This window comes from Aeromonas sp. PS2Canimalfood6 (assembly GCF_048276795.1).
Lineage (GTDB): Bacteria > Pseudomonadota > Gammaproteobacteria > Enterobacterales > Aeromonadaceae > Aeromonas > Aeromonas caviae.
The window spans coordinates 21,026-45,333 of record NZ_JBLUXC010000034.1; the positions used below are offsets into that span (position 1 = coordinate 21,026).

The following is a 24,308-nucleotide window of genomic DNA, read 5'->3' on the forward strand; positions in this document are numbered from 1 at the left end:
CAGGGGCGTAATGGTAAAGCTGCCCCTTTTGAAAAACAAGGGAGGCACGGGACAAGCCGTGTTACCATCCGGCACAAAACGTATGAATGCACGAGCGCACAAGAGGCCTCCCGGCAGGGTGCCGGCACCCGCGGTCAACGCATTCTCAATAATGGACGAGAGACGATTTATGACTCACTACCTGGTCGTAACGGCCATCGGCACGGACAGGCCTGGCATCGTCAATGAGGTGACCCGTCACGTCAGTGGCTGCGGTTGCAACATTGTCGACAGCCGTCTTGGCATCTTCGGCAACGAATTCACCTTCATCATGCTGCTGTCCGGTGACTGGAACAGCATGATGCAACTGGAAATCAGCCTCCCACTGCGCAGCCAGGAGTGGGATCTCATCACCATGATGAAACGCACCGAGCGCCACCACTCCCTGCAATATGACATCAGCGCCAGCGCAGAGGTGCTGATCCGGGATCAGCCGGGCATCGTAAGTCAGTGCACCCAGTTCTTCAGCGATCACGGCTGGGACATCCAGGCAATGCAGACCATCACCCTGGAACAGCAGCCCTTCAACCTGCTCAAGGCGAACTTTCAGTTGAATCTCTCCAAGCAGGGAGAAGAGCCCGGCTCGAAGACAGCCTTCGCCGATTTCTGTCGTGGACTGGGCGCCGAGTCGTTCGAATTCATCGTCAATCACAAGTACGCCTGACGGCGTTTATCCGAGGAGACCCCATGTCACCACTAGAAGCTGGTACCCAGGCCCCCGATTTCTCCCTCTCCGATCAGGACGGCAATCAGGTTCGCCTCGCCGACCTGCGCGGCAAGAAGGTGCTGATCTATTTCTACCCCAAGGCGATGACCCCGGGTTGCACCACCCAGGCCTGCGGTCTGCGCGACGTCAATAGCGAGCTGGCTGCCCTCAATGTGGTGGTGCTCGGCATCAGCCCGGACAGCGCTAAGCGCCTGAAAAAGTTCGAGGAGCGCGACAACCTCAACTTCCGCCTGCTGGCCGATGAGGATCACGCGGTGGCCGATGCCTTTGGCGTCTGGGGCCCGAAGAAGTTCATGGGCAAGGAGTATGACGGCATTCATCGCCTGAGCTTCCTCATCGATGAAGAGGGCAAGGTTGCCCATCGCTTCGACAAGTTCAAGACCAGCGATCACCATCAGGTGGTGCTCGACCTCGTCAAGGGCTAAGCCACCAGCGGCATTGTTGCAGGGCTCGCCATGGCGGGCCCTGCTCGTTTCACCACGGCATCAGCCCCCACTCTCTGGCGGCTCACCAGGGCGCCTCTTCCCCCCCTTTTCTCGCCAACCTCCCCTCTCAGATCAAAAAATTCATCCTGGATATGGGTTAACGTGACCCCAGATTCATTTTCCAGCGAGACAGCCCATGAACATGAGCCACACCGAACGCCTGATCCTGAGCAACCAGTACGAGATCCTGGCCAAACTCAATCCGGAAAAGGCGGCGTTTTACCAGCGTGCCAGCACCATCGTCGAACGCGGCTACTGCCTGCAGATCCTCGAGCTGGAGAAGAGCTTCGGCCATCTGGATCTCGCCACCTGCCAGGAGGTGCTGGACACTCTGGAGCTGCACCATGCACTGGCCATCTCCTGGGGCAACCTGGATGCCAGCGCTCGGGCCGATGTCAACGAGAGCCGCCTTGCCTTCAACGGCTACAGCCGCAGCCAGGAGCGGGAACTGGCGGATTACGTCTGCTTCCTGCTGGAAGTGGACAAGCGCTTCCCCGAACTGCCCTGCCCCTGCGACGAGCTCTCCAGCGACATCGCCATGCGGGACAAGTACCAGCGCATGCTGGCGGTCTGGCGTCAGTGCCCCCGTCAGTACAAGCTCTCCATCCAGGAGATCAGCAAGGTGCTGGCCGCCTGAATGTGAAAAAGGCGCCTGAGGGCGCCTTTTTCGTCAGTCTGACTTCGGAAAGTCATTCGTAGAGGAAGGATTTGTCCAGCTGCTTGAAGGCGGCGTTGAGGGTATCGGCCAGCTCTTCGTAGCGGGGACGGGCCACCAGCTGACGTTGACCGCCCTGCTCGTTCATCTTGCCGTTTATCTCCCGATACCAGGTGGCGAGGGAGGGGGGCAGCCGGGTATCGGCGCGCTGGCCGAGCCAATAGTACCCTTGCAGCGGCAGGCTGAGCAGGAAGAGCACGGACGCCATCACGGAGGGCCAGTAATGAAGCTCGCCAAACTGGAACTGCACCATGACGCTGAGCACCGCCAGTGCCGGGATCACCTTGAGGGCGAATTCGGTGGCCCTGATCACCCGATTCTCCGGGAACATGGAATTAAGCTCGGGACGGCGCGGCCAAAGAGTCATATAATGACGGCCTTGCTGTAATTTAGTTCCAAAAATGTTCATGCTCATGCTACCTCCGAGCTCTTTTCGAACGCATTAACGGCAAAACCTCGACAATATTTGAGAGGCAATAACAAAGGTTGAGGATGACTTTGTTATTTTTCAACAATCAGGTTATCCTTTGTACGCCCATTTTTACGCTGGGGCACGGCCACTGACCAGTCAGGGACGTCTGAATTTCGGGTCTTGTATCACTATACAAGGGGCAAGCAACAGATTGCCAACCCTCATAAGGATAAGTTGATAGTTTTTGGACGCACCGCGTCCGGCGCATCCTCCAACCCAACCCAATCTGCGATAGGATTTATTCATGAGTAAGCTGGTTCTTGTTCTTAACTGTGGCAGCTCGTCCCTGAAGTTTGCTGTCATTGACGCAACCACCGGTGATGACCTGCTGTCCGGCCTGGCCGAATGCTTCAACCTCGACGACGCCCGCATCAAGTGGAAGCTGAACGGCGAGAAAGGCAACGCTGATCTGGGTGCCGGTGCCGCTCACCAGGAAGCGCTGGACTTCATCGTTCACAAGATCCTGCCGCTCAACCCGGAACTGTCCAAGAACCTGATCGCCATCGGCCACCGCGTGGTACACGGCGGCGAGCGTTTCACCTCCTCCGTTCGCATCTGTGATGACGTCATTGCCGGCATCGAAGCCGCCATTCCTTACGCACCGCTGCACAACCCGGCTCACCTGATCGGTATCCGTGCCGCCCTTAAGGTCTTCCCGGAACTGGCCGAGAAGAACGTCGCCGTGTTCGACACCGCCTTCCACCAGACCATGCCGGAAGAAGCCTTCCTGTACGCCCTGCCGTACAAGCTCTACAAAGAGAACGGCATCCGTCGCTACGGCGCCCACGGCACCAGCCACTACTACATCAGCCAGGAAGCGGCCAAGCAGCTGAACAAGCCGGTGGAAGAGCTCAACATCATCAACTGCCACCTGGGCAACGGCGGCTCCGTCTGCGCCATCAAGAACGGCCAGTCCGTCGACACTTCCATGGGCCTGACCCCGCTGGAAGGCCTGGTGATGGGTACCCGTTCCGGTGACATCGATCCGGCCATCATCTTCTTCCTGCACGACAAGATGGGCATGAGCGTTGCCGAAATCAACACCATGCTGACCAAGGAATCCGGCCTGCAGGGTCTGACCGAAGTCACCTCCGACTGCCGTTTCGTTGAAGACAACTACGACAGCAAGGAAGAAGCCAAGCGCGCCATGGACGTATACTGCTACCGTCTGGCCAAGTACATCGGTGCCTACGCCGCCGCCATGGACGGTCGTCTGGATGCCGTGGTCTTCACCGGCGGCATCGGCGAGAACTCCGCCCCGATCCGTGAGATCACCCTGAACAAGCTGGGCCTGCTGGGCTTTGACGTCGACCACGACGCCAACCTGAAGGCTCGCTTCGGCAAGGGCGGCGAGATCACCAAGGCTGGTTCCACCAAGGCCCTGGTTATCCCGACCAACGAAGAGTGGGTCATCGCCCACGACGCGCTGGAACTGGTCGGCGCATAAATTAGCTGTAGAGCAAGGCCGCCCCAGGGCGGCCTTTTCCTGATCCCAAAAAATGAACAAGGGGTAATAAGTGGCACGCACTATTATGCTCATCCCGGTCGGCACTGGTGTCGGCGTAACCTCCGTGAGTCTTGGCGTCGTTCGCGCCATGGAACGTCACGGTGTCAATGTCAGCTTCTTCAAACCGGTCGCCCAGCCGCGTCCGGGTGAAACCGGTACCGAGCGCTCCACCGCAGTGATCCGCGCCGCTGCCAACATCAACCCGCCCGAGCCGTTCGCCCTCTCCTACGCCGAGAACATGATCACCTCCAGCAACACCGACATCCTGCTGGAAGAGATCGTGGCCCGCTTCGAAGAGCACGTGAAGACCAGCGGTGCCGAAGTGGTGGTGATCGAGGGCCTGGTTCCGACCGACAAGCAACCCTTTGCCAACAAGCTGAACTACGACGTCGCCAAGGCGCTGGACGCCGACATGGTGTTCGTGACCCATCCGGGCAACGACTCCAGCCAGAAGCTCAAAGAGCGCATCGAGCTGGCCTGCTCCAACTTCGGTGGCGTCAACAACCCGCGCATCGTGGGCTGCGTCATCAACAAGGTGGGTGCCCCGGTTGACGAGCACGGCGTAACCCGTCCCGACCTGACCGAGATGTTCGAAGCGCATCACCACGGCGCCGATACCGGCCACAACCTGGAAGTGCTGCAGGTCTTCGGCAAGAGCCCGCTGCGCATCCTCGGCTGCATCCCCTGGAACACCCAGCTGATCGCCCCGCGCGCCAAGGATCTCGCCAAGCACCTGGCCGCCAAGATCATCAACAAGGGTGAGCTGGAAAGCCGCCGCCTGCAGACCGTGACCTTCTGCGCCCGCTCCATCCACAACATGATCGAGCACTTCCGTCCGGGCAGCCTGCTGGTGACCTCCGGCGACCGCTCCGACGTCATCGTCTCCGCCTGCCTGTCCGCCATGAACGGCGTCAAGCTGGGTGCCCTGCTGCTGACCGGCAACTACCACCCGGAACCCCAGGTGATGGCACTGTGCCAACAGGCCATGGCCACCGGTCTGCCGATCATGATCACCGGCACCAACACCTGGCAGACCGCCGTCAGCCTGCAGAACTTCAACGTCGACATCCCGGAAGATGACCGCGAGCGTATCGAGCTGGTGCAGGACTACGTTGCTGGTCACATCGACAAGCACTGGATCGAGTCTCTCTCCGCCAAGTCCACCCGCTCCCGTCGCCTGAGCCCGCCGGCCTTCCGCTATCAGCTGACCGAGCTGGCCCGTCAGGCCAACAAGCGCGTCGTGCTGCCGGAAGGGGAAGAGCCGCGCACCATCAAGGCTGCCGCCATCTGTGCCGAGCGTGGCATCGCCCGTCCGGTCCTGCTGGGCAACCCGGAAGAGATCCGCCGCGTCGCTGAACAGCAGGGCGTGATCCTGACCGACCGCGTCGAGATCATCGATCCGGTTGCCGTGCGCGAGCGCTATGTGGCTCGTCTGGTCGAGCTGCGCAAGAACAAGGGCATGACCGAAGTGGTTGCCCGCGAGCAGCTGGAAGACAACGTGGTACTGGGTACCATGATGCTGGAGCGCAACGAGGTCGACGGTCTGGTATCCGGCGCAGTGCACACCACTGCCAACACCATCCGTCCGCCGATGCAGATCATCAAGACCGCTCCGGGCTCTTCCCTGATCTCCTCCATCTTCTTCATGCTGCTGCCGGACCAGGTACTGGTCTACGGTGACTGCGCCATCAACCCGGATCCCACTGCCGAGCAGCTGGCCGAGATCGCCATCCAGTCCGCCGACTCCGCTGCCGCCTTCGGCATCGAGCCGCGCGTGGCCATGATCTCCTACTCCACCGGCACCTCCGGCGCCGGCGCGGATGTGGAGAAGGTGCGTGAAGCGACCGAGCTGGCCAAGGCCAAGCGTCCCGACCTCATCATCGACGGCCCGCTGCAGTACGATGCGGCCATCATGGAGAACGTCGCCAAGTCCAAGGCACCGAACTCCCCGGTTGCCGGCAAGGCCACCGTGTTCGTGTTCCCGGATCTGAACACCGGCAACACCACCTACAAGGCGGTACAGCGCTCCGCAGAGCTGGTCTCCATCGGCCCCATGCTGCAAGGCATGCGCAAGCCGGTCAACGACCTCTCTCGCGGCGCCCTGGTGGACGACATCGTCTACACCATCGCCCTGACCGGTATCCAGGCAGCCCAGGCCGAGTAATCGACCCGCAGTCCGATACAATGAAAAACCCGCCGAGAGGCGGGTTTTTTTATGGCTCGCGCCCAGAAATGTTGATCCGCTAGATCAGGTCGGGATCCCGTCCGGATCTACAGACAGATCCGCGTTCCGCCCTTGGCAAGGCTCGAGGGATAAGCAAACGCTCACACCCTCGCCAGGGGATTGCACAAATGCGATCCAGCCAGGATCAAATTGAAATATCCCTTTAAGATCATGTGACTAACGCCGGACACACCGCTAATCTACAGAGTTTTCCACAGCTTTTGTGGATAGTTTACCGATCATTTGAAAGAAAATGACAGGTGAAGACCCTCCCTTCCCCCTTCTCTTTCACCCCCTCGATAACCTCCTGATGCTGTGGCCAGCATCCCTACCGGCCCCCCCACTTGCCCGCAACGCTGCCAGACACGAAAAAGGGCTCCGAAGAGCCCTTGAACAGCTATTTTCACATCCGGCCACATCAGGGACGCAGGGATTTGTCCGCCCGGGAGATGCCACAGACACCGGAGCGCACCACTTCGATGATCTCGTTGGTCTGGGCAGCCGTCTTGATGAAGGCGTCCAGCTTCTCGCTGGTCCCGACGAGCTGCACCGTGTAGAGCTCGGGGGTGACGTCGACGATCTGGCCACGGAAGATGTCCGCCAGCCGCTTCAGTTCGTCACGTGCACCACCGGCGGCGCGCGCCTTGACCAGCGCGATCTCCCGCTCGATGTGCTCACCCTCGCTCAGGTCACACACCTTGAGCACGTCCACCAGCTTGTGCAGCTGCTTCTGGATCTGCTCCAGCACCCGCTCATCCCCCATGGTGACGATGGTCATGCGGGACAGAGTGGGATCCTCGGTGGGGGCCACCGTCAGGGTCTCGATGTTGTAGCCGCGCTGGGAGAAGAGGCCCACCACACGGCTCAGGGCGCCGGATTCGTTCTCCAGCAGTACTGAAATGATGTGTCTCATCAGGTTCTCTCCGTCTTGCTCAGCCACATCTCGTCCATGGCACCAAATTTGATCTGCATCGGATAGACGTGCTCGTCCGGATCGACCGAGATGTCCATGAACACCAGTCTGTCCTTCATGGCAAAGGCCTTCTCCATGGCGCTCTCCAGCTCCGCCGGATCGCTCACCGCAATGCCGACGTGGCCATAGGCTTCCGCCAGCTTGACGAAGTCAGGCAGGGATTCCATGTAGGAGTGGCTGTGACGGCCGCCGTAGAACATCTTCTGCCACTGCTTGACCATGCCCAGCGCACGGTTGTTGATGGAGATGATCTTGATGGGCACCCCGTACTGCATGCAGGTGGAGAGCTCCTGGATGTTCATCTGCACCGAGCCGTCGCCGGTGACGCAGCAGACCACGGCTTCCGGATTGGCAAACTGGGCCCCCATGGCGGCGGGAATGCCAAAGCCCATGGTGCCGAGACCGCCGGAGTTGATCCACTGACGCGGCTTGGCAAACGGGTAGTAGAGGGCGGTAAACATCTGGTGCTGGCCGACGTCGGAGGCGACAAACGCCTCCCCTTTGGTCACCTTGTAGAGAGTCTCGATGACCTGCTGCGGCTTGATCAGGGTGGGATGGGTTTCGTAGGCCAGGCAGTTGCGGGAGCGCCACTGGTTGATCTGCTCCCACCAGTCCGCCAGCGCCTGCTTGTCGTTGTCAAAGCCGCACTCGCGGATCACTTCCAGCATCTGTTCCAGCACGGTTTCCACCGAGCCGACGATGGGCACATGGGCCTGTACCGTCTTGGAGATGGAGGTGGGGTCGATGTCGATGTGGACTATGGTAGCGTTGGGGCAGAACTTGGCTACGTTGTTGGTCACGCGATCATCGAAGCGGGCACCCACGGCGAAGATGAGATCCGCGTTGTGCATGCTCTTGTTCGCTTCGAAGGTGCCGTGCATGCCGAGCATGCCGATGAACTGCGGATGGGTGCCGGAGAAGGCGCCCAACCCCATGAGCGTGGTAGTCACCGGCAGGTTCAGCAGCTCCGCCAGCTTGGTCACCAGGTGATCCGCATTGGCGTTGATGGCGCCGCCACCCACGTACATGACCGGGCGGCTCGCCTCGGTCAGCAGCTTGGCAGCCCGCTTGATCTGGCCCTTGTGTCCCGCCTTGGTCGGATTGTAGGAGCGCAGGGAAACGGACTCGGGATACTGATAGGGGAACTTCTCTTTCGGATTCTGCACGTCTTTGGGCAGATCCACCACCACGGGCCCCGGGCGGCCACTGGCGGCAATGTAATAGGCCTTCTTGATGGCCTCGGGAATGTCGCTGGCTTTCTTGCACAGGAAGCTGTGCTTCACCACCGGGCGGGAGATGCCGATCATGTCGGTCTCCTGGAACGCATCCTCCCCGATCATGCTGGTCGGCACCTGGCCGGACAGGATCACCAGGGGAATGGAATCCATGTAGGCGGTGGCGATCCCCGTGATGCAGTTGGTGGCGCCGGGACCCGAGGTCACCAGCACAGTGCCCACCTTGCCGGTGGAGCGGGCGTAACCGTCCGCCATGTGCACTGCGGCCTGCTCGTGCCGCACCAGGACATGCTCCATCTTGCCGTTTTCGAAGAGAGCGTCATAGATGTCGAGCACTGAGCCACCAGGGTAGCCGAAAACGTGTTCCACTCCCTGATCTTCCAGCGCTCTAACCACCATCTGGGCGCCTGATAACATCTCCATGATAAAGCCCTCCAGGCTTTGCTCCGTTAAGCGAAAGCTATCGACAGTCCGCTGCTTCCCGGCAGCGCCGATCCGAGTCTTGTTGTTGTCTGCAGGCAGATCAGGCGAGTTCGGAGCCGTCGATAGTAGAAAAATAGGGGTTTTCCATCATTCACCCGAAAAGCGGGTGAAAAACCAACTTAACCCGCCCGTGAACGCTTGTCCACGGCTTTGTCTGGCCATAACAGTCATAAATTTCAAACAGCTATTAACATTCAGTGACTTGGCCACCAGACGGGCAACAAAGAGGGGCCCTGGGGGGAACAACCAGCGGATCATGCTGCCCGCGTCGGTGAGGAACAAAATAAACGGCCCACCCCGAGGGGGTGGGCCGTCAAAAACTGGCTGGTTTCACTGCTCGTCTTCGGGTTCTGCCAGCCAGATCTGCTGATCCGGATCCGTCTCTTCGCAGACCGAAATGCTGACACCCATGTCGAGCAGCTCATGCAGGGTGAGATTGTCTGCCAGAGTCATGGTGTCGCCGTTTTCATTGGTAAAGCGCATGGTATCCGTCCTCTCCGTGGTGGGATCGACTCAGTTTAGTCAAAGGCGCTGAGTTGGGATAACCAGGGACGCTCCTGGCCGGTACGGCTGGCAAGCTCCCCCAGGCTGTCACACACCTCCTCCGGAAAGAGAGTCCTGCCCCAGAGGCGGCGGGAGAGCGCCCCCACCTCCTCCCCTGCCCCGGCCAGCAACCAGTCGGCCAGCTCTCCTGCCACATCGGGATAGCGTACCCTGCCAGGAGAAGGGGCCTCCAGCCAGCTTCGCACCGCATTGGCATCCAGGCTGTCCATCAACTGGGCCAGCCCCATCAGTTCCAGGGTCCTGCCGTTGGTCAACTGCTCGAACTGGCCACCCAGGGGTTTGACCAGCAGCTTCTTGCCAAGGGAGAGCGCCTCGGAGGCAAGCTCGAATCCCGCATTGCTGATGACCCCGCGACAACCGGCCAGCGCCAGCTTGAACCCCTCTCTGGCCTGAGGTTCAAAGCGGATGTTGCGCCACTCGCTACGCTTGCGCACCTCGGGATGGAAGCAGATGAACGACTGCGTGCTGAAACGCGACAACAGGGCCGCGATCGTCTCTGTCTGCTCGAATGGCAGATAGACCAGGATCTGCTGGTTGTCCGGCACCGGCTCGAGGGGATCGACGATGGGAGGCAACAGGGGCTGGCCGAAATGGAACCAGTGCAGCCCCAGAGACTGGCGTACCGGCGCAAAATGGCGCATCAGCTGGCGGTTGAAGCCGCTCTCCCCCCAGCGCGGGATCGGCCAGTCGAAGCTCGCCTGATGGCTGATGGTGAGGCTGGGTTTGCCCCAGCGGCGAGCAGCATGGGCACTGAGCGGCTCGAAGTCGCTGATGACCAGATCGTACTCGCGACAATCGAGGGCACGCAGATCTTGCCAGAAACGCAGGGGAGAGAGTCCCTTGAGGGTGCGCCAGCCCGAGATGCGCCCCTGATGGCTGGCGAAAGTGATACCGGGGAAGGTGCGATAATCCCCGAACTCCCCCATCTCGAAGTAGCCGTCGGCGGCGCGCCCGCTGAACAGATAGTCCACCGCCACGCCCCTGCTCTTCAATGCGCGCGCCAGGGTCCGGCTACGACTGATGTGGCCGTTTCCGGTCCCCTGAACGCCGAACAGTATCCTCATCCCTGGCTCCAACCCAGCGCCCAGAGGGCGCAACCACCGCCAAGCAGCGCCCCGGCCACAAGATCACTCAGATAATGCACCCCGAGCAGCAGGCGGGACGCCCCCACCAGCGCGGCCCAGACAAACAGCAGCGGTGCCCAGAGTGGGAAACTGGCGGCCAGTACGGTCGCCATCAGAAAGGCGGCCGCGGTGTGGCCCGAGGGCAGGCTGTAACGATCCGACGGGGTGATGAAGACAGGCAGCCCTGCCGGGCGCTGGCGTTTGAGGGCATTCTTGAGCAGCAGGTAGAGCGGCAACTCGAGGGCAAACGCCCAGAGCGCCATACTGACCGCCTCCTGCCCGGCGATCCCCTGCCACCAGAGCAGGCAGGCCGCCACGGCATAGAGGGGGCCGTCACCGGTACGGGAGACAAGCCGGCTTATCCTGGCCTGCGGCTGATTGTAGGGGTGGAGCAGGCAGACACGGCACACCCGCAGGTCCCATTGCTGGATCTTGTTCATCACGGCCCTCCCTTGCATCCTGAGTGCAGACTAGGAGGGCGGCATGACACTTCGTTGACGCCCAGATAACAGATTGATGAAAAAAAGGGCCCAGGGGCCCTTTTTCATCCGTCATCCCGAAAAAGTCAGTTCAGGGCACCGCGCAGGCCGTTTTCCATCAGGCGGCAGTTGTGGGCCGCGAGGCGGCTCATGAAGTGCTCGTCCACCGTCAGACCAAACACCTGTTCGTAGAGATCCTTCATCACGAAAGGCTGCCACATCATGCTGAGGAAGGAGATCTTCAGCATCTCGGGGTCCAGGTTGTCCGCCAGCTGGCCGTTGGAGCGCATGGATTCGAGCAGGGCATCGAACTGGGGAAGTTGACGATCCAGCAGGCGGCTCAGCACAAAATCACGCCCCGGGCTCTTTTCAGTGGACAATGCGCTGGAGATGGCAGAGGTCAGCTCGCTGTTGGGCGCCATCACCTGATAGTAGGTGTTGAGCAGATCGGTCAGGCTGCGGTTGCTGCTCTCGTCGTGCCAGGCTTGCTCGAGGGGCTCGGCCACATCCCCCAGCACCGCCTTGTAGAGGCCTTCCTTGCTGCCGAAGTAGTAGTGGATCATCGCCAGATTGGAGCCTGCCAGCTCGGCAATCTCGCGGGTCGTCACCTTGCTGTAGGGGGTGTTGAGAAAACGTTCGCGTGCGGCGGCAAGCAGCTTGTCACGAATGTCGGAACGTCCGACTGGACGGCCAGGTCTGCGTTTTTCCATGGAATACCTCAGATAATTCAGCAAGGGCTGATAAGTCGATCTGATTGTGCGGGTGATCGAGTACAGCAGGAATGACCAGATAATCAGGCATGAACCGAATATGGGACAAGAGAATTTGCACTCCTTTACAATCCGATTAAATAAACCAGTGGATTGAACCTGTCCATTCCGGTTGACACAGCATAAAAATCTCGTTATTGGTAGTAGCGTTATCGACTGGAAGGATTGAGACATCATGCGTATTGCCGCTCCGCTACTACTGCTCTCCCTAATCGCGACTCCTCGCGCGGGATCCTTGTAGCCGGGCTAAGGCATAGCCGGAATTTACAGAAACCCGTGCACCCCGCACGGGTTTTTTTATGCCATGCAGGATGCACGCAGCGAACTTAGGAAGAGGGAAGTCACATGTCAGATCGGGTCATCATATTCGACACCACCTTGCGTGATGGTGAGCAGGCGCTGTCGGCCAGCTTGACGGTCAAGGAGAAGCTGCAGATCGCCCAGGCGCTGGAGCGGCTCGGTGTCGATATCATGGAAGTGGGTTTCCCCGTCTCCTCCCCCGGCGATTTTCAATCGGTTCAGACCATCGCCCGCCATATCAAGAACAGCCGGGTCTGCGCCCTGGCCCGCGCCCTGCAAAAAGACATCGATGCCGCCGGCGAAGCCTTGAAAGTGGCCGAGGCGTTTCGCATCCACACCTTTATCTCCACCTCGTCCATCCACGTGGAGAGCAAGCTGAAAAAGAGCTTCGAAGACGTGCTGGAGATGGGGGTCGGCGCCATCAAGCACGCCTTGCGCTACACCGATGACGTGGAGTTCTCCTGCGAAGATGCGGGCCGCACCCCGATAGACAACCTGTGCCGCATGGTGGAAGCCGCCATCAAGGCCGGCGCCCGCACCATCAACATTCCTGACACCGTGGGCTACACGGTGCCGACCGAATTCTCCGGCATCATCCACACCCTGTTCAACCGGGTACCCAACATCGACAAGGCCATCATCTCGGTGCACTGCCACGACGATCTGGGCCTCTCGGTGGCCAACTCCATCAGTGCCGTGCAGATGGGGGCCCGCCAGATCGAGTGCACCATCAACGGCATCGGCGAGCGTGCTGGCAACTGCTCTCTGGAAGAGGTCGCGATGATCCTGAAAACCCGCGCCGACCTGCTCGGGGTACACACCAACATTCGCCACAGCGAGATCCACCGCACCAGCACCCTCGTCAGTCAAATCTGCAACATGCCGGTGCAGCCCAACAAGGCCATCGTCGGCGCCAACGCCTTCTCCCACAGCTCAGGCATCCATCAGGACGGCGTGCTCAAGGCGAAGAACACCTATGAAATCATCACCCCCGAGAGCATCGGTCTCACCCAGAACAACCTCAACATGACCTCCCGCTCCGGCCGCCACGTCATCAAGCACCGGATGGAGTCCATGGGCTACGCCGAGAGCAGCTACGACCTCGACGATCTCTACGCCAAGTTCCTCACCCTGGCCGACAAGAAGGGCCAGGTGTTCGACTACGACCTGGAGGCCCTCGCCTTCTTCAGCCAGATCCACGAGGAACCCGAGCACTTCAAGCTGGAGTACCTTGGCGTGCAGAGCGGCAGCTCGGTGCTCGCCACCGCCTCAGTCAAGCTCAAGGTAGGCCAGGATCTGGTGTGCGAGGCCGCCACCGGCAACGGCCCGGTGGATGCGGTCTACCAGTGCATCAACCGCATCACCGGCTACGAGATCCGCATCGATAAATACGAACTCAAGGGCAAGGGCGAGGGCAAGAACGCCCTCGGCCAGGTGGACATCGTCGCCGAGTACAAGGGGCGCAAGTTCCACGGCATGGGGCTGGCCACCGACATCATCGAATCCTCGGCCCAGGCCCTGGTCCACGTGATCAACAGCATCTGGCGCGCGGACCAGGTGGCCGAGCAGATGGAGCGCAACCACACCATCAAATCGGAAACCGTCTGAGCCCGCCGCCGGACAAGATGACAGCATGACATGGGGAGGACCGGGGCCAGGGCAGTGGCCCGGACCGGCCTCCCGGATGAAACGGAATCACACTATCAAGACGGAGAGAGTATGAGCAGTTATCGGATCGCAGTATTGCCGGGTGACGGCATTGGCCCGGAAGTGATGGCTGAGGCCATCAAGGTACTGGAAAAGGTGCAGACCAAATTCGGCTTCTCCCTCGACTATGACCGTCACGACGTCGGCGGCATCGCCATCGACAACCACGGCACACCGCTGCCCCAGAGCACGATCAAAGGCTGCGAAGCGGCCGATGCGGTGCTGTTCGGATCGGTGGGTGGCCCCAAGTGGGAGCACCTGCCGCCCAACGATCAGCCGGAGCGCGGTGCCCTGCTGCCCCTGCGTGCCCACTTCAAACTGTTCTGCAACCTGCGCCCGGCCCGCATCTACACCGGTCTGGAGCAGTTCTCCCCGCTGCGTGCCGACATCTCCGATCGCGGCTTCGACATCGCCTGCGTGCGCGAGCTGACCGGCGGCATCTATTTCGGCCAGCCCAAGGGGCGTGAAGGGGAAGGCGCCACCGAGAAGGCCTTCGACACCGAGGTGTACCACCGCTTCGAGATCGAGCGCATCGCCAAGATAGCGTTTGAATCGGCCCGGGTGCGCAAGGCCAGGGTCACCTCCATCGACAAGGCCAACGTGCTCGCCTCCTCCATCCTGTGGCGCGAGGTGGTGACCGAGGTCGCCAAGTCCTACCCGGACGTAGCCGTGAACCACATGTACATCGACAACGCCACCATGCAGCTCATCAAGGATCCGTCCCAGTTCGACGTGCTGCTCTGCTCCAACCTGTTCGGTGACATCCTCTCCGACGAGTGCGCCATGATCACTGGCTCCATGGGCCTGCTCCCCTCCGCCAGCCTTAACGAATCCGGCTTCGGCCTGTTCGAGCCGGCCGGTGGCTCGGCCCCCGATATCGCCGGCAAGGGGATTGCGAATCCCATCGCCCAGATCCTCTCCGCCGCCCTGATGCTGCGTTACAGTCTCGGCCAGGAAGCCGCCGCCCAGGCCATCGAGCAGGCCGTGGCCCAGACCCTGGCAGAAGGCTATTTCACCGCCGACCTGCATCAGGCCAGCGCCACGCACCCGGTGCAGAGCACGGCCGACATGGGCAGCCAGATCGCCGCGCGCATCTGATCCCACGGCATCGATAACAAGGAAACCGAGCAATGTCCAAGACCCTCTATCAGAAAGTGTTCGACGCCCACGTGGTGCGGGAAGTGGAAGGGGAAACCCCTCTCATCTACATCGACCGTCACCTGGTGCATGAAGTGACCAGCCCCCAGGCATTCGACGGCCTGCGCGCCATGAACCGCCAGCTGCGTCGCCCGGATCTGACCTGGGCCACCATGGATCACAACGTCTCCACCACCACCAAGGACATCGCCGCCTCCGGTGAGATGGCCCGCATCCAGATGGAGACACTCGCCGCCAACTGCAAGGCGTTCGGGGTTCGTCTCTATGACTTGAACCACAAATATCAGGGCATCGTCCACGTGATGGGCCCCGAGCTCGGCATCACATTGCCCGGCACCACCATCGTCTGCGGTGACTCACACACCGCCACCCACGGCGCCTTCGGCTCGCTCGCATTCGGTATCGGCACCTCCGAGGTGGAACACGTGATGGCCACCCAGACCCTGAAACAGGGCCGCGCCAGGACCATGCGTATCTCTGTCAACGGCAAGCTGGCCGCAGGCATCAGCGCCAAAGACGTGGTGCTCGCCATCATCGGCAAGGTGGGTCACGCAGGCGGGACCGGCTACGTGGTGGAGTTCGCCGGTGAAGCCATCGAGGGGCTCACCATGGAAGGGCGCATGACGGTGTGCAACATGGCCATCGAGCTCGGCGCCAAAGCGGGCATGATTGCCCCCGACCAGACCACCATCGACTACATCCGTGGCAAGGAGTTCGCTCCCAAGGGGGAGGCGCTGGAACAGGCCATCGCCTACTGGCTGACCCTCAAGAGCGACGAAGGTGCCCACTTCGACGCCGAAGTGGTGCTCGACGCCGCCGACATCGCCCCGCAAGTGACCTGGGGCACCAACCCGGGCCAGGTGATTGCCGTCAATGAGCCCATCCCTGCACCGGAATCCTTCGCCGATCCGGTGGAGCAGCAGTCCGCCCGCAAGGCCCTCGCCTACATGGACCTGCAACCGGGCCAGAAGCTCTCCGACGTGGCCATCGACAAGGTGTTCATCGGTTCGTGCACCAACAGCCGCATCGAGGATCTGCGCGCTGCTGCCGCCATCGCCCGTGGCCGCAAGGTCGCCGCCGGGGTACAGGCCCTGGTGGTGCCGGGCTCCGAGCAGGTGAAGGCCCAGGCCGAGGCCGAGGGGCTGGACAAGATCTTCATCGAGGCAGGCTTTGAGTGGCGTTTGCCCGGCTGCTCCATGTGTCTGGCCATGAACAACGACCGGCTGCAACCGGGGGAGCGCTGCGCCTCCACCAGCAACCGCAACTTCGAGGGGCGTCAGGGTCGTGCCGGTCGCACCCACCTGGTGAGCCCGGCCATGGCCGCCGCCGCCGCCGTCACCGGCCGCTTCGCCGACATTCGCGCACTGTAAGAGGAAACAGCGATGACAGGATTCAAACAGCATAAAGGGATCGTCGTTCCCCTCGACAGCGCCAACGTCGACACCGACGCCATCATTCCCAAGCAGTTCCTGCAGAAGGTGAACCGCATCGGCTTTGGCAAGCACCTGTTCCACGACTGGCGCTTCCTGGACGATGCAGGCCAGCAGCCGAACCCGGCGTTCGTACTGAACCAGCCCCGCTACGCGGGGGCCAGCATCCTGTTGGCGCGGGAGAACTTCGGCTGCGGCTCGAGTCGCGAGCACGCCCCCTGGGCGCTGGCGGACTACGGCTTCAAGACCCTGATCGCTCCGAGCTTTGCCGACATCTTCTACGGCAACGCCATCAACAACGGCATGGTGCCGGTTCGTCTGAAAGAGGAGGAGGTCGACGCCCTGTTCCAGCTGGTCGCCGCCCAGCCGGGTATCGAGATCGAAGTGGATCTGGAGGCCAACCAGGTGCGTGCAGGCAGCCTCACGTTCGGCTTCGAAATCGACGAGTTCCGTCGCTACTGTCTGCTCAACGGGCTGGATGCCATCGGTCTGACCCTGCAGCACGAGGCCGCCATCAGCGCCTTCGAGGCGAAGCAGCCAAGCTGGATTTGACGAGCCTGCGACAAAAAAGCGAGTAGAATCAACAGGGAGCCGAGGCTCCCTGTTTTATTGTCGGGTCGCAGTACAAAGCCCGCCACCTCTGCATGTCCGACAGGAGACACCTATGTCCGCAAGGGGCGCCCTTTCATTGCTCTGCCTGCTGATCAGCCTCCCGGCCCTGGGCGGGCAGACCTCTTTCACCAACAGTGGCGGTCAGCTCAACGTCGGCTGGCAGGACAGAGAGGGCAAGGCGCAGCAGCTCAGCTATCGGCTGGAGGCGGGCAAGCTGCCCCCTCTCATCGCTTACCGTCCGGCCAGGATGCAGGAAGACGTACTGCAAAGCCTGCTGCAGCAGGCCCCCCTGGCGTTCCCCGAGGTGCAGTTCTCCCTCGTTCGCCCCGCCATGAGCCTCAGCATCAAGAGCCGCAACGCCGACAAGGCGCGGGAAGCCTCCCAATGGGTCAAGCCCGAGCAGGCCAAACTGGAGGCCGCCTGGCTCACGCAGCACTACTTCCAGCCCTTCACTGCCCCCGACGGCGCTCCCGCCATCAAGCAGGATCATGTGCGCATCGCCCTGGAGAGTCGGGACGAGCTGGCCCCGTTGATGGAGCAGCTCAAGCAGGAAGGGGCCACCGAGACCGAGGCGCGCCAGAAGACGGTGGCCTACATGCTCGACTTCATCCAGGCCATCCCCTATCAACTGCTCGACAGCCAGTCGGGCCGCTCTGGCAAGGGGTTTCTGAGCCCGCGCCAGGTGCTGGAGCAGAACCGGGGGGATTGCGACAGCAAGGTGACCCTGATGGCCGCCCTGCTGGCCCAGGGGTATCCCGATCTCAAGCAGGCCATGGTGTTCGTGCCGGGACATGTCCTGCTGGGGGTGGCCCTGCCAGCCAAACCGGGGGAGGCCACCTTGAGCCGGGCGGGGGAGACCTACCTCCTGATGGAGCCGACCGGCCCGGCCCAGCTGCCCATGGGCCAGCTCGCGCCCACCAGCAAGACGCTGGTCGACAGCGGCCAGTTGAGCGTGCAGCCGGTGCAGGATGAGGGGAAATGAGACAGGCCAGCCCATGGCTGGCCTGTCTCGAGGAGGACGGGCGCCCGGGTCTCAGGTGAGGGAGAGAAACTCCAGCGCCAGCAGGAGACCGTCTTCTTCCTCCAGCACCCGCACGATGCGAGCCTGGGCCTCGAAGGGAGGCAGAAGATTGCTGCTGGTCGCTAGGCTCACCCGGATGGGCTGGGCCAGATCGAACGCGTGCTTGTTCACCTCGACGCCCATGCCGTTGGCGCTGAGATCCCGGCAGACCCCCTCCAGCACCTGCTGATGCTGGAACAGGGTGACGGGGGCATTGATGACCATGCGCTGGAAGGCACGTCTTTCCTTGGTGCTGGTGATCACTGGGGACTTCCTCCTTGGTGGTGGCTCGCACGATGCGGCCCGTGAAACATAGTGCTGGCCTCCCCCCAGGAACGCCAATACAATGCGATGCGTTGCTCAAACGGGGTGCGGTTTACCGCTGAGATTATACCCGTGAACCTGATCCAGATAATGCTGGCGGAGGAATTTGAGGCATGGCGCGCGTTTTTTGTGCCCTCATCCGCCGGCGCTCACCACACGCGAGGTGCCATTGATGAGCACCCCGACATCCACAGGAGTGCCATTGATGAAGACCCTGCTGCTGATCGCCACCAGCTTGCTCTCTGCCCAGGCGTTTGCCGCCGACACCCTCACCGTCTACACCTACGGCTCCTTCGCCGCCGAATGGGGGCCGGGTCCCAAGATCAAGCAGGCCTTCGAGAAGGAGTGCGGCTGCACCCTCAATCTGGTGCCCCTCGAGGATGGCGTCGCCATCCTCAACCGGCTGCGGCTGGAAGGCCAGCACAGCAAGGCCGACATGGTGCTGGGGCTGGACGATGCCCTCATCAGCGAGGCCAAACAGAGCGGCCTGTTCGCCCCCCATTCCACCAGGCTCGATGGCCTCAAGGTACCGGGTGGCTGGCAGGACGACACCTTTGTCCCCTATGACTACGGCTACTTCGCCTTCGTCTATGACAGCAACAAGCTCAAGCAGCCCCCCAAGAGCCTGAAGGAGCTGGTGGCACGTCCCGATATCAAGGTGATCTATCAGGATCCCCGCACCTCCACCCCGGGTCAGGGCCTGATGCTCTGGATGAAGTCGGTCTACGGGGATGAGGCACCGACCGCCTGGGCGCAACTGGCCAAAAAGACGGTCACCGTCACCAAGGGGTGGTCAGAGGCCTACGGCATGTTCCTCGACGGCGAGGCGGACATGGTACTCTCCTACACCACCTCCCCCGCCTATCACCTGATTGCCGAGAGCAAGCCCCAGTACCGGGCGGCCGCGTTCGAGGAGGGTCACTACCGCCAGGTGGAAGTGGCGGCCAAGCTCAAGGGCGCCACACAGGGCAAACTGGCTGACCAGTTCCTGCAATTCATGGTGAGCCCCGCCTTCCAGAACGAGATCCCCGGCGGCAACTGGATGTATCCGGTGACAGACGTGGCGCTGCCCAAGGGGTTCGAACAGATGATCACCGTGGCCAAGCCGCTCACCTTCAGCTCTGACGAGGTGGCCGCCAACCGCAAGGGGTGGATCCGCGAATGGCTGCAAGCCGTCACCCAGTGAGTTCAGGTCGTCGTTCCCTCTGGTGGCTGCCGGGCAGTGCAGCCACCCTGGTCATCCTGCTGCTCTCCATTGGGCCGCTGGTCGCCCTGTTGTGGCAGGCGGGGACCCTCTCCCCCCGCGCCCTGCTAGGCGATCCCTACCTGCGCCACGTGCTGGGTTTCAGCCTCTGGCAGGCACTGCTCTCCACCCTGCTGAGCCTGGGGCTTGCCATCCCGGTGGCCAGGGCCCTGGCGCGACGCCGTTTCACCGGACGCCGCCTGCTGCTCAAGCTCTTCGGCCTCTCTCTGGTGTTGCCGGTCATCATCGCCATCTTCGGCATGGTGGCGGTGCACGGTCGCCAGGGCTGGCTGCCGCAACTGCTGCACGGCCTGGGCATGGATCCCGGCAACTACCTCTATGGCCTGTTCGGCATCCTGCTGGCCCATGTCTTCTTCAACATGCCGCTGGCCGCCCGCCTCATTCTGCAGAGCATAGAGAGCATCCCCGAGTCCTCCTGGCGCCTCGCCAGCCAGCTCGGCATGCGCTCCTCCCACATCTTCCGGCTGCTGGAGTGGCCGCTCATCCGCGGCATCTTGCCGGGGCTCGCCAGCCTCATCTTCATGCTCTGCTTCACCAGCTTCACCACAGTGCTGGCGCTCGGGGGCGGCCCCAAGTCCACCACACTGGAGGTAGCCGTCTACCAGGCGCTGCGCTTTGACTTCGATCTCGCCACCGCTGGCGGGCTCGCCCTGGTGCAACTGCTGCTGACCCTGGCCCTGCTCCTGCTGCAACACAAGCTGCAGACCCCCCCGGCCAGTCGCCTCACCAGCCGTCGCCCCTGCCTGCGTCCCGACAGACACCAGAAGGGCAGCGCTCTGGTGGATGGCCTGGCCCTGACCATGGGGCTCGCCATCTTCCTGCCGCCCCTGCTGGCCATCGTGGTCGCCGGGTTCAACCCCGGTCTGCTGGCGGCGCTCGGCTCACCCCGGCTGTGGCAGGCAGGGGGGCAGTCCCTGGGCATAGCCCTGGCGGCGGGCTCCCTGGCCACTTTGCTCGGCGCCGGGCTGCTGCTCACCAGCCGGCATCTGAGGGTGCGGGATCGCAAACGGCGGGCCGCCGCCCTGTGGGAGGCCAGCGGCTCCATGATCCTGATGATCCCGGCGGTGGTGCTCTCCACCGGCCTCTTCATCCTGTTCATGCCTTTCACCGACGTCTTTGCCCTGGGCCCCTGGCTGGTGGTGCTGGTCAACGCCCTGATGGCGCTGCCCTATGTGCTGCGCACCCTCTCGGCCCCCATGCAACTGGTGGTGCGCCAGTACGATCGGCTGGCGGACAGCCTGGGGGTGCGCGGCCTGCATCGCCTGCGCCTGGTGGAATGGCCCCTGCTGCGCCGTCCGCTGGCCCTGGCCATGGCGCTCTCGATGATATTGTCCCTCGGGGATCTCGGGGCCATCGCCATGTTCGGCAGCCAGACCCTCACTACCCTGCCCTGGCTGCTCTATCAACAGCTCGGCAGCTACCGGCTGACCGAGGCGGCCGCCACCGCCCTGCTGCTGCTCACCCTCTGCTTCTCCCTGTTCTGGCTGGTGGAACGGGGACTGGGAGGCAGGCATGTGGATCACTGATCCCAGGCGGCATTGCCGCCTCCCTGCCCCCCGGATCCGGCCGGGCACGCCCCTGAGGCTCCCCTTGGTGCAGTCACTCACGCTGCCTTTCATCAATTTTTCTTACTTGTTGTTCTATAAAACGACATTCAGGAGCCAAACATGCTGGTAATTGAGGAACTGGTCACCAGTTATCCCGACTGGCAGGTGACCTTCAGTGCGACCTTGCCCAAGGGGGAGATCACCGCCCTCATCGGTCCGAGCGGCGCCGGCAAGTCCACCCTGCTCGGCATGATCGCGGGCTTCGTGCCGGTGGAGTCGGGCACCCTCACCTTCGACGGCCAGGATCTGCTGTCACTGGGCCCCGCCGAGCGCCCGGTCACCACCCTGTTCCAGGATCACAACCTCTTCCTGCACCTGTCGGTGTTCGACAACATCGCCATCGGCCTGCATCCCGGCCTGCGCTTGAATCCGGCCCAGAAAAGGCAGGTGCAGGAGGCCGCTGACAAGGTGGGTCTGGGGGAGATGCTGACGCGCCTGCCGGAGCAGCTCTCCGGCGGCCAGCAGCAGCGGGTGGGGCTGGCCCGCGCCCTGGTGCGGGGCAGGCCGCTGCTGCTGCTGGACGAGCCCTTCTCGGCCCTCGATCCGGCCCTGCGCCGGGAGATGCTGGCGGAGGTCGCCCGCCTCGCCTGCGAGCAGGGCATCACCGTGCTGATGGTCTCTCACAACCCCGAGGATGCCCAGCTCATCGCCGATCAGGTGCTCTTCATCGACGCGGGGCGTATCGCCTTGCAGGGCAAGCCGGATATCCTGCACAGCAGCGATCACCCCGGGCTGCTGCGCTACCTGGGCCGCGCTCTGGCGCCACAGTGAAGGGCTGACAAGCAGATGGTCTCTCCCTGTCGTTCCCAGGACGATGCCCAGCTCATCGCCGATCAGGTGCTCTTCATCGACGCGGGACGCATCGCCTTGCAGGGCAAGCCGGATATCCTGCACAGCAGCGATCACCCGGGGCTGCTGCGCTACCTGGGCCGACCGAGAGAGGCATGAGATAGGCGGGATCAAAAAAGGGGAAGCCGTCCGGCTTCCCCTTTCTCATGCAGAGATCCCGTCAAATCAGAGATTTTCCTCGGCGAACGAAGCCAGCCTGCTGCGCACCACCCCGTTCAGGAAGATGTTGGCACTGCCGTCGAAGTCCTTGAACCGCTCGACGATGTAGGTCAGACCCGAGGTCACCGGGCTCAGGTAGTTGGAGTCGATCTGAGCCAGGTTGCCGGAGCAGACGATCTTGGTCCCCTCCCCGCAGCGGGTGATGATGGTCTTGATCTGGGACGCGGTCAGGTTCTGGCACTCGTCCAGCAGCACGAAGGTGTTCTGGATGCTGCGCCCGCGCATGAAGTTGACCGATTTGAACTGGATATTGGCCTTCTCCATGATGTAGCTGAGCGACCCGCTCATGTTCTCGTCCTGCTTGTGCAGCACCTCCAGGGTGTCGGTCACCGCCGCCAGCCAGGGCATCATCTTCTCTTCTTCGGTGCCGGGCAGGAAGCCGATGCTCTCGGCAATTTCCGGGGTATTGCGGGTGACGATCACCTTCTCGTAGATCCCCTTCTCGATCACCAGCTCCAGCGCCGCCGCCATGGCGAGCAGGGTCTTGCCGCAGCCCGCCGGGCCAGTCAGGATCACCAGGTCGATGTGCGGATCCAGCAGGGCATCCAGCGCCATGCCCTGATAGACGTTCTTGGGATGCACCCCCCAGGCCTTGCGGGACATCAGCCGCTCGCGGCCGAGATCTTTCAGGCGGATCTTGTTGCCGTCGTGGCTCAGCACCCGCGCGGCAAAGAAGTTCTCCTCGTCCAGCAGGTACTGGTTGACGTGGACTCCCTCCAGCAGATTGGCATCGATGACGTGGACCGTATCGCGGCCATGGGTTTCGCTGTCACACTCACCGACCCGCTCCCAGAAGCTGCCAGGCACCACCTGGAAGCCCTTGGCGAGCAGGCGGATGTCGTCGATGAGCTGGTCGCTGCGGTAATCCTCCACATGGGCAAGACCTGCTCCCTTGGCCTTGAGGCGCATGTTGATGTCTTTGGTGACCAGCACCACCTGACGCTTCATCTCGTGCTTTTGCAGGTAGAGGGCGGCGTTGATGATGCGGTTGTCCGCCTCCTTGTCGGTGAACACCTCGGCATCCTGGGGCAGATGGTGATCGCTGAAGATGGAGATACGGCCGCTCGCCTCGCCGGCCAGTGCCACTCCTTGCACTATCTGCTCCGGAGTCGCATCGCGGAACACATCTTCCAGGGCACGGATGGCGATGCGGGCATCACGGCTGACGTCCTTCTGGCGATCCTTGATGTTGTCGAGCTCTTCGAGCACCGTCATGGGGATGAGCACGTCGTGCTCTTTGAAGGAGTAGATGGCGAGGGGTTCGTGAAGCAGAACGTTGGTATCCAGGATAAACAGCTTTCGGTCCGTGTTGTCCATAAGCATCCTCCTTGGCACTGAAGGTGCCACGTGTGTGAATCTCAGATGTCATTGAAACCACACGGCCGTGACAGTTTTATTACCCCCAACGCTACGCCCGAATTTACCGGTGCGCAACAAATCGCTGCCATCATGGGCGTCGTTCGAACATAAAATCAGCAATGAAAAGGCCGGCATGTCGCCGGCCTTTGGTGGCAATCAGCCCCTCAACCGCACTTGGAATCCCCGCAATTGAGACAGGTCATGCAGCCATCCTTTTGCACCAGCGCCTTGGTGTGGCACTTGTAGCAGAGCGCGGCACTGGGTGGGAAACCGCTGCCCGCCGGCTGCTCTTCTGCCTGTTGCTGTGCCTGCAATTGCGCCTGCTTCTCGGCCAGGAACGCCTGCTGGTGCTCGTCCAGCCCGGGCACCTTGAGCATCCCGATCTCGGTGAGATGGGTTTCGATCACGTTGCCAATTTCGGCGATGAGAGAGGGCACGTACTTGCCCTTGTTCCAGTACCCCCCCTTGGGATCGAACACGGAGCGCAACTCAGGGTGAGAGCGTGAACATTTTGTTAAATTTCACCCAGTTTTTTGAGACCCGCATTGAGTACCGTTTCCAGATATTCACTGCTCATTCCTGCGATTTTTTGCTTCCGTCTTACGCTCGCCTTGCGTGAAGT

At 61.9% G+C, this 24,308-nt stretch carries 23 protein-coding genes, 1 pseudogene and 1 riboswitch; of the genes and pseudogenes, 14 read left to right on the plus strand and 10 right to left on the minus strand.

The genetic code is table 11. The annotated features are described in order from the left end of the window. Positions 1-169 precede the first annotated feature (169 nt). From ACNPAA_RS13945 to ACNPAA_RS13955, 3 genes are all read left to right on the plus strand, one after another. On the plus strand, positions 170-703 hold the full coding sequence (locus ACNPAA_RS13945) for a glycine cleavage system protein R (RefSeq protein WP_201872398.1): 534 nt from the start codon (positions 170-172) through the stop codon (positions 701-703). 23 nt (positions 704-726) lie between these two features. Then, positions 727-1,191, plus strand: a complete 465-nt coding sequence (gene bcp / locus ACNPAA_RS13950) for a thioredoxin-dependent thiol peroxidase (RefSeq protein ID WP_010673165.1) — start codon at positions 727-729, stop codon at positions 1,189-1,191. Positions 1,192-1,387: 196 nt separating this feature from the next. Further along, on the plus strand, positions 1,388-1,888 hold the full coding sequence (locus tag ACNPAA_RS13955; RefSeq protein ID WP_039040945.1) for a YfbU family protein: 501 nt from the start codon (positions 1,388-1,390) through the stop codon (positions 1,886-1,888). A 52-nt stretch (positions 1,889-1,940) separates the two neighbouring features. Here ACNPAA_RS13955 and yfbV read toward each other — a convergent pair whose 3' ends face one another. Next, positions 1,941-2,381: a terminus macrodomain insulation protein YfbV gene (gene yfbV, locus ACNPAA_RS13960; protein WP_039040944.1), complete on the minus strand. Its 441-nt coding sequence runs from the start codon at positions 2,379-2,381 to the stop codon at positions 1,941-1,943. Between the two features lie 301 nt (positions 2,382-2,682). On the opposite strand from yfbV, the gene ACNPAA_RS13965 reads away from it, so the two are divergent. Together ACNPAA_RS13965 and pta are read left to right on the plus strand one after the other, a co-directional pair. Beyond that, positions 2,683-3,885 carry an acetate kinase gene (locus tag ACNPAA_RS13965; RefSeq protein ID WP_109421833.1) on the plus strand — a complete coding sequence of 401 codons (1,203 nt, stop codon included), beginning with the start codon at positions 2,683-2,685 and terminating at the stop codon, positions 3,883-3,885. A 70-nt stretch (positions 3,886-3,955) separates the two neighbouring features. Then, positions 3,956-6,109: a phosphate acetyltransferase gene (gene pta, locus ACNPAA_RS13970; protein WP_049637125.1), complete on the plus strand. Its 2,154-nt coding sequence runs from the start codon at positions 3,956-3,958 to the stop codon at positions 6,107-6,109. A gap of 478 nt (positions 6,110-6,587) precedes the next feature. Here pta and ilvN read toward each other — a convergent pair whose 3' ends face one another. The 6 genes from ilvN to ACNPAA_RS14000 form a co-directional block, all read right to left on the minus strand. Next, positions 6,588-7,082: an acetolactate synthase small subunit gene (gene ilvN, locus ACNPAA_RS13975; RefSeq protein WP_010673160.1), complete on the minus strand. Its 495-nt coding sequence runs from the start codon at positions 7,080-7,082 to the stop codon at positions 6,588-6,590. After that, the gene (locus ACNPAA_RS13980) at positions 7,082-8,800 is read right to left on the minus strand and encodes an acetolactate synthase 3 large subunit (RefSeq protein ID WP_279987821.1); all 1,719 of its coding nucleotides are present in this window, start codon (positions 8,798-8,800) and stop codon (positions 7,082-7,084) included. Before ACNPAA_RS13980 ends, ilvN begins: the two co-directional genes overlap by 1 nt. A gap of 390 nt (positions 8,801-9,190) precedes the next feature. After that, positions 9,191-9,343: a hypothetical protein gene (locus ACNPAA_RS13985; protein WP_010673158.1), complete on the minus strand. Its 153-nt coding sequence runs from the start codon at positions 9,341-9,343 to the stop codon at positions 9,191-9,193. A gap of 35 nt (positions 9,344-9,378) precedes the next feature. Continuing rightward, positions 9,379-10,488: an MJ1255/VC2487 family glycosyltransferase gene (locus ACNPAA_RS13990; RefSeq protein ID WP_029313827.1), complete on the minus strand. Its 1,110-nt coding sequence runs from the start codon at positions 10,486-10,488 to the stop codon at positions 9,379-9,381. Then, positions 10,485-10,988 carry a phosphatase PAP2 family protein gene (locus tag ACNPAA_RS13995; RefSeq protein WP_202044164.1) on the minus strand — a complete coding sequence of 168 codons (504 nt, stop codon included), beginning with the start codon at positions 10,986-10,988 and terminating at the stop codon, positions 10,485-10,487. The genes ACNPAA_RS13990 and ACNPAA_RS13995 overlap by 4 nt, the downstream gene beginning before the upstream one ends. 125 nt (positions 10,989-11,113) lie before the next feature. Continuing rightward, entirely contained in the window at positions 11,114-11,737 is a 624-nt protein-coding gene (locus tag ACNPAA_RS14000; protein ID WP_010673155.1) for a TetR/AcrR family transcriptional regulator, read from the minus strand. Between the two features lie 405 nt (positions 11,738-12,142). Here ACNPAA_RS14000 and leuA point away from each other — a divergent pair, with 405 nt between their 5' ends. The 5 genes from leuA to ACNPAA_RS14025 all read left to right on the plus strand — a co-directional run bounded on the left by leuA (position 12,143) and on the right by ACNPAA_RS14025 (position 17,986). After that, positions 12,143-13,705: a 2-isopropylmalate synthase gene (gene leuA / locus ACNPAA_RS14005; RefSeq protein WP_010673154.1), complete on the plus strand. Its 1,563-nt coding sequence runs from the start codon at positions 12,143-12,145 to the stop codon at positions 13,703-13,705. Positions 13,706-13,816: 111 nt separating this feature from the next. Beyond that, positions 13,817-14,902, plus strand: coding sequence for a 3-isopropylmalate dehydrogenase (leuB, locus tag ACNPAA_RS14010; protein ID WP_161470222.1), 1,086 nt, complete (start codon positions 13,817-13,819; stop codon positions 14,900-14,902). 32 nt (positions 14,903-14,934) lie between these two features. Beyond that, entirely contained in the window at positions 14,935-16,332 is a 1,398-nt protein-coding gene (gene leuC, locus ACNPAA_RS14015) for a 3-isopropylmalate dehydratase large subunit (RefSeq protein ID WP_041211113.1), read from the plus strand. 12 nt (positions 16,333-16,344) lie between these two features. Continuing rightward, positions 16,345-16,944, plus strand: a complete 600-nt coding sequence (gene leuD, locus ACNPAA_RS14020; protein ID WP_109111918.1) for a 3-isopropylmalate dehydratase small subunit — start codon at positions 16,345-16,347, stop codon at positions 16,942-16,944. 112 nt (positions 16,945-17,056) lie between these two features. After that, entirely contained in the window at positions 17,057-17,986 is a 930-nt protein-coding gene (locus tag ACNPAA_RS14025; RefSeq protein ID WP_201872922.1) for a transglutaminase domain-containing protein, read from the plus strand. Positions 17,987-18,037: 51 nt separating this feature from the next. Here the strand turns inward: ACNPAA_RS14025 and ACNPAA_RS14030 are convergent, their stop codons facing one another. Then, a complete protein-coding gene (locus tag ACNPAA_RS14030; RefSeq protein ID WP_039041182.1) occupies positions 18,038-18,328 on the minus strand; it encodes a PilZ domain-containing protein in 291 nt (96 codons plus the stop codon). 91 nt (positions 18,329-18,419) lie between these two features. Further along, a riboswitch (TPP riboswitch) is annotated at positions 18,420-18,510 on the plus strand. 83 nt (positions 18,511-18,593) lie between these two features. Here ACNPAA_RS14030 and thiB point away from each other — a divergent pair. The 4 genes from thiB to ACNPAA_RS14050 all read left to right on the plus strand — a co-directional run bounded on the left by thiB (position 18,594) and on the right by ACNPAA_RS14050 (position 22,207). Further along, positions 18,594-19,574 carry a thiamine ABC transporter substrate binding subunit gene (gene thiB, locus ACNPAA_RS14035; protein ID WP_042016675.1) on the plus strand — a complete coding sequence of 327 codons (981 nt, stop codon included), beginning with the start codon at positions 18,594-18,596 and terminating at the stop codon, positions 19,572-19,574. Then, the gene (gene thiP, locus ACNPAA_RS14040; protein ID WP_201872920.1) at positions 19,550-21,178 is read left to right on the plus strand and encodes a thiamine/thiamine pyrophosphate ABC transporter permease; all 1,629 of its coding nucleotides are present in this window, start codon (positions 19,550-19,552) and stop codon (positions 21,176-21,178) included. The genes thiB and thiP overlap by 25 nt, the downstream gene beginning before the upstream one ends. Before the next feature lie 141 nt (positions 21,179-21,319). Then, positions 21,320-22,030: a thiamine ABC transporter ATP-binding protein gene (gene thiQ / locus ACNPAA_RS14045; RefSeq protein ID WP_049637131.1), complete on the plus strand. Its 711-nt coding sequence runs from the start codon at positions 21,320-21,322 to the stop codon at positions 22,028-22,030. Between the two features lie 15 nt (positions 22,031-22,045). Continuing rightward, on the plus strand, positions 22,046-22,207 hold the full coding sequence (locus ACNPAA_RS14050; protein WP_164882965.1) for a hypothetical protein: 162 nt from the start codon (positions 22,046-22,048) through the stop codon (positions 22,205-22,207). A 66-nt stretch (positions 22,208-22,273) separates the two neighbouring features. Here ACNPAA_RS14050 and ACNPAA_RS14055 read toward each other — a convergent pair whose 3' ends face one another. Together ACNPAA_RS14055 and ACNPAA_RS14060 are read right to left on the minus strand one after the other, a co-directional pair. Continuing rightward, complete coding sequence (locus ACNPAA_RS14055) at positions 22,274-23,644, minus strand: PhoH family protein (protein WP_010673145.1); 1,371 nt, start codon at positions 23,642-23,644, stop codon at positions 22,274-22,276. Between the two features lie 206 nt (positions 23,645-23,850). Further along, positions 23,851-24,177: pseudogene (locus tag ACNPAA_RS14060) on the minus strand (NrdJb); the annotation flags it as partial. Between the last annotated feature and the right edge of the window lie 131 nt (positions 24,178-24,308).

What these genes read in the sequence shown, in the direction of transcription:
- ACNPAA_RS13945 (WP_201872398.1), top strand. Translation starts at nt 170, where the DNA reads ATGACTCACTACCTGGTCGTAACGGCCATCGGCACGGACAGGCCTGGC.
- bcp (WP_010673165.1), top strand. Translation starts at nt 727, where the DNA reads ATGTCACCACTAGAAGCTGGTACCCAGGCCCCCGATTTCTCCCTCTCC.
- ACNPAA_RS13955 (WP_039040945.1), top strand. Translation starts at nt 1,388, where the DNA reads ATGAACATGAGCCACACCGAACGCCTGATCCTGAGCAACCAGTACGAG.
- yfbV (WP_039040944.1), bottom strand. Translation starts at nt 2,381, where the DNA reads ATGAGCATGAACATTTTTGGAACTAAATTACAGCAAGGCCGTCATTAT.
- ACNPAA_RS13965 (WP_109421833.1), top strand. Translation starts at nt 2,683, where the DNA reads ATGAGTAAGCTGGTTCTTGTTCTTAACTGTGGCAGCTCGTCCCTGAAG.
- ilvN (WP_010673160.1), bottom strand. Translation starts at nt 7,082, where the DNA reads ATGAGACACATCATTTCAGTACTGCTGGAGAACGAATCCGGCGCCCTG.
- ACNPAA_RS13980 (WP_279987821.1), bottom strand. Translation starts at nt 8,800, where the DNA reads ATGGAGATGTTATCAGGCGCCCAGATGGTGGTTAGAGCGCTGGAAGAT.
- ACNPAA_RS13985 (WP_010673158.1), bottom strand. Translation starts at nt 9,343, where the DNA reads ATGCGCTTTACCAATGAAAACGGCGACACCATGACTCTGGCAGACAAT.
- ACNPAA_RS13990 (WP_029313827.1), bottom strand. Translation starts at nt 10,488, where the DNA reads ATGAGGATACTGTTCGGCGTTCAGGGGACCGGAAACGGCCACATCAGT.
- ACNPAA_RS13995 (WP_202044164.1), bottom strand. Translation starts at nt 10,988, where the DNA reads ATGAACAAGATCCAGCAATGGGACCTGCGGGTGTGCCGTGTCTGCCTG.
- ACNPAA_RS14000 (WP_010673155.1), bottom strand. Translation starts at nt 11,737, where the DNA reads ATGGAAAAACGCAGACCTGGCCGTCCAGTCGGACGTTCCGACATTCGT.
- leuA (WP_010673154.1), top strand. Translation starts at nt 12,143, where the DNA reads ATGTCAGATCGGGTCATCATATTCGACACCACCTTGCGTGATGGTGAG.
- leuB (WP_161470222.1), top strand. Translation starts at nt 13,817, where the DNA reads ATGAGCAGTTATCGGATCGCAGTATTGCCGGGTGACGGCATTGGCCCG.
- leuC (WP_041211113.1), top strand. Translation starts at nt 14,935, where the DNA reads ATGTCCAAGACCCTCTATCAGAAAGTGTTCGACGCCCACGTGGTGCGG.
- leuD (WP_109111918.1), top strand. Translation starts at nt 16,345, where the DNA reads ATGACAGGATTCAAACAGCATAAAGGGATCGTCGTTCCCCTCGACAGC.
- ACNPAA_RS14025 (WP_201872922.1), top strand. Translation starts at nt 17,057, where the DNA reads ATGTCCGCAAGGGGCGCCCTTTCATTGCTCTGCCTGCTGATCAGCCTC.
- thiB (WP_042016675.1), top strand. Translation starts at nt 18,594, where the DNA reads ATGAAGACCCTGCTGCTGATCGCCACCAGCTTGCTCTCTGCCCAGGCG.
- thiP (WP_201872920.1), top strand. Translation starts at nt 19,550, where the DNA reads ATGGCTGCAAGCCGTCACCCAGTGAGTTCAGGTCGTCGTTCCCTCTGG.
- thiQ (WP_049637131.1), top strand. Translation starts at nt 21,320, where the DNA reads ATGCTGGTAATTGAGGAACTGGTCACCAGTTATCCCGACTGGCAGGTG.
- ACNPAA_RS14050 (WP_164882965.1), top strand. Translation starts at nt 22,046, where the DNA reads ATGGTCTCTCCCTGTCGTTCCCAGGACGATGCCCAGCTCATCGCCGAT.
- ACNPAA_RS14055 (WP_010673145.1), bottom strand. Translation starts at nt 23,644, where the DNA reads ATGGACAACACGGACCGAAAGCTGTTTATCCTGGATACCAACGTTCTG.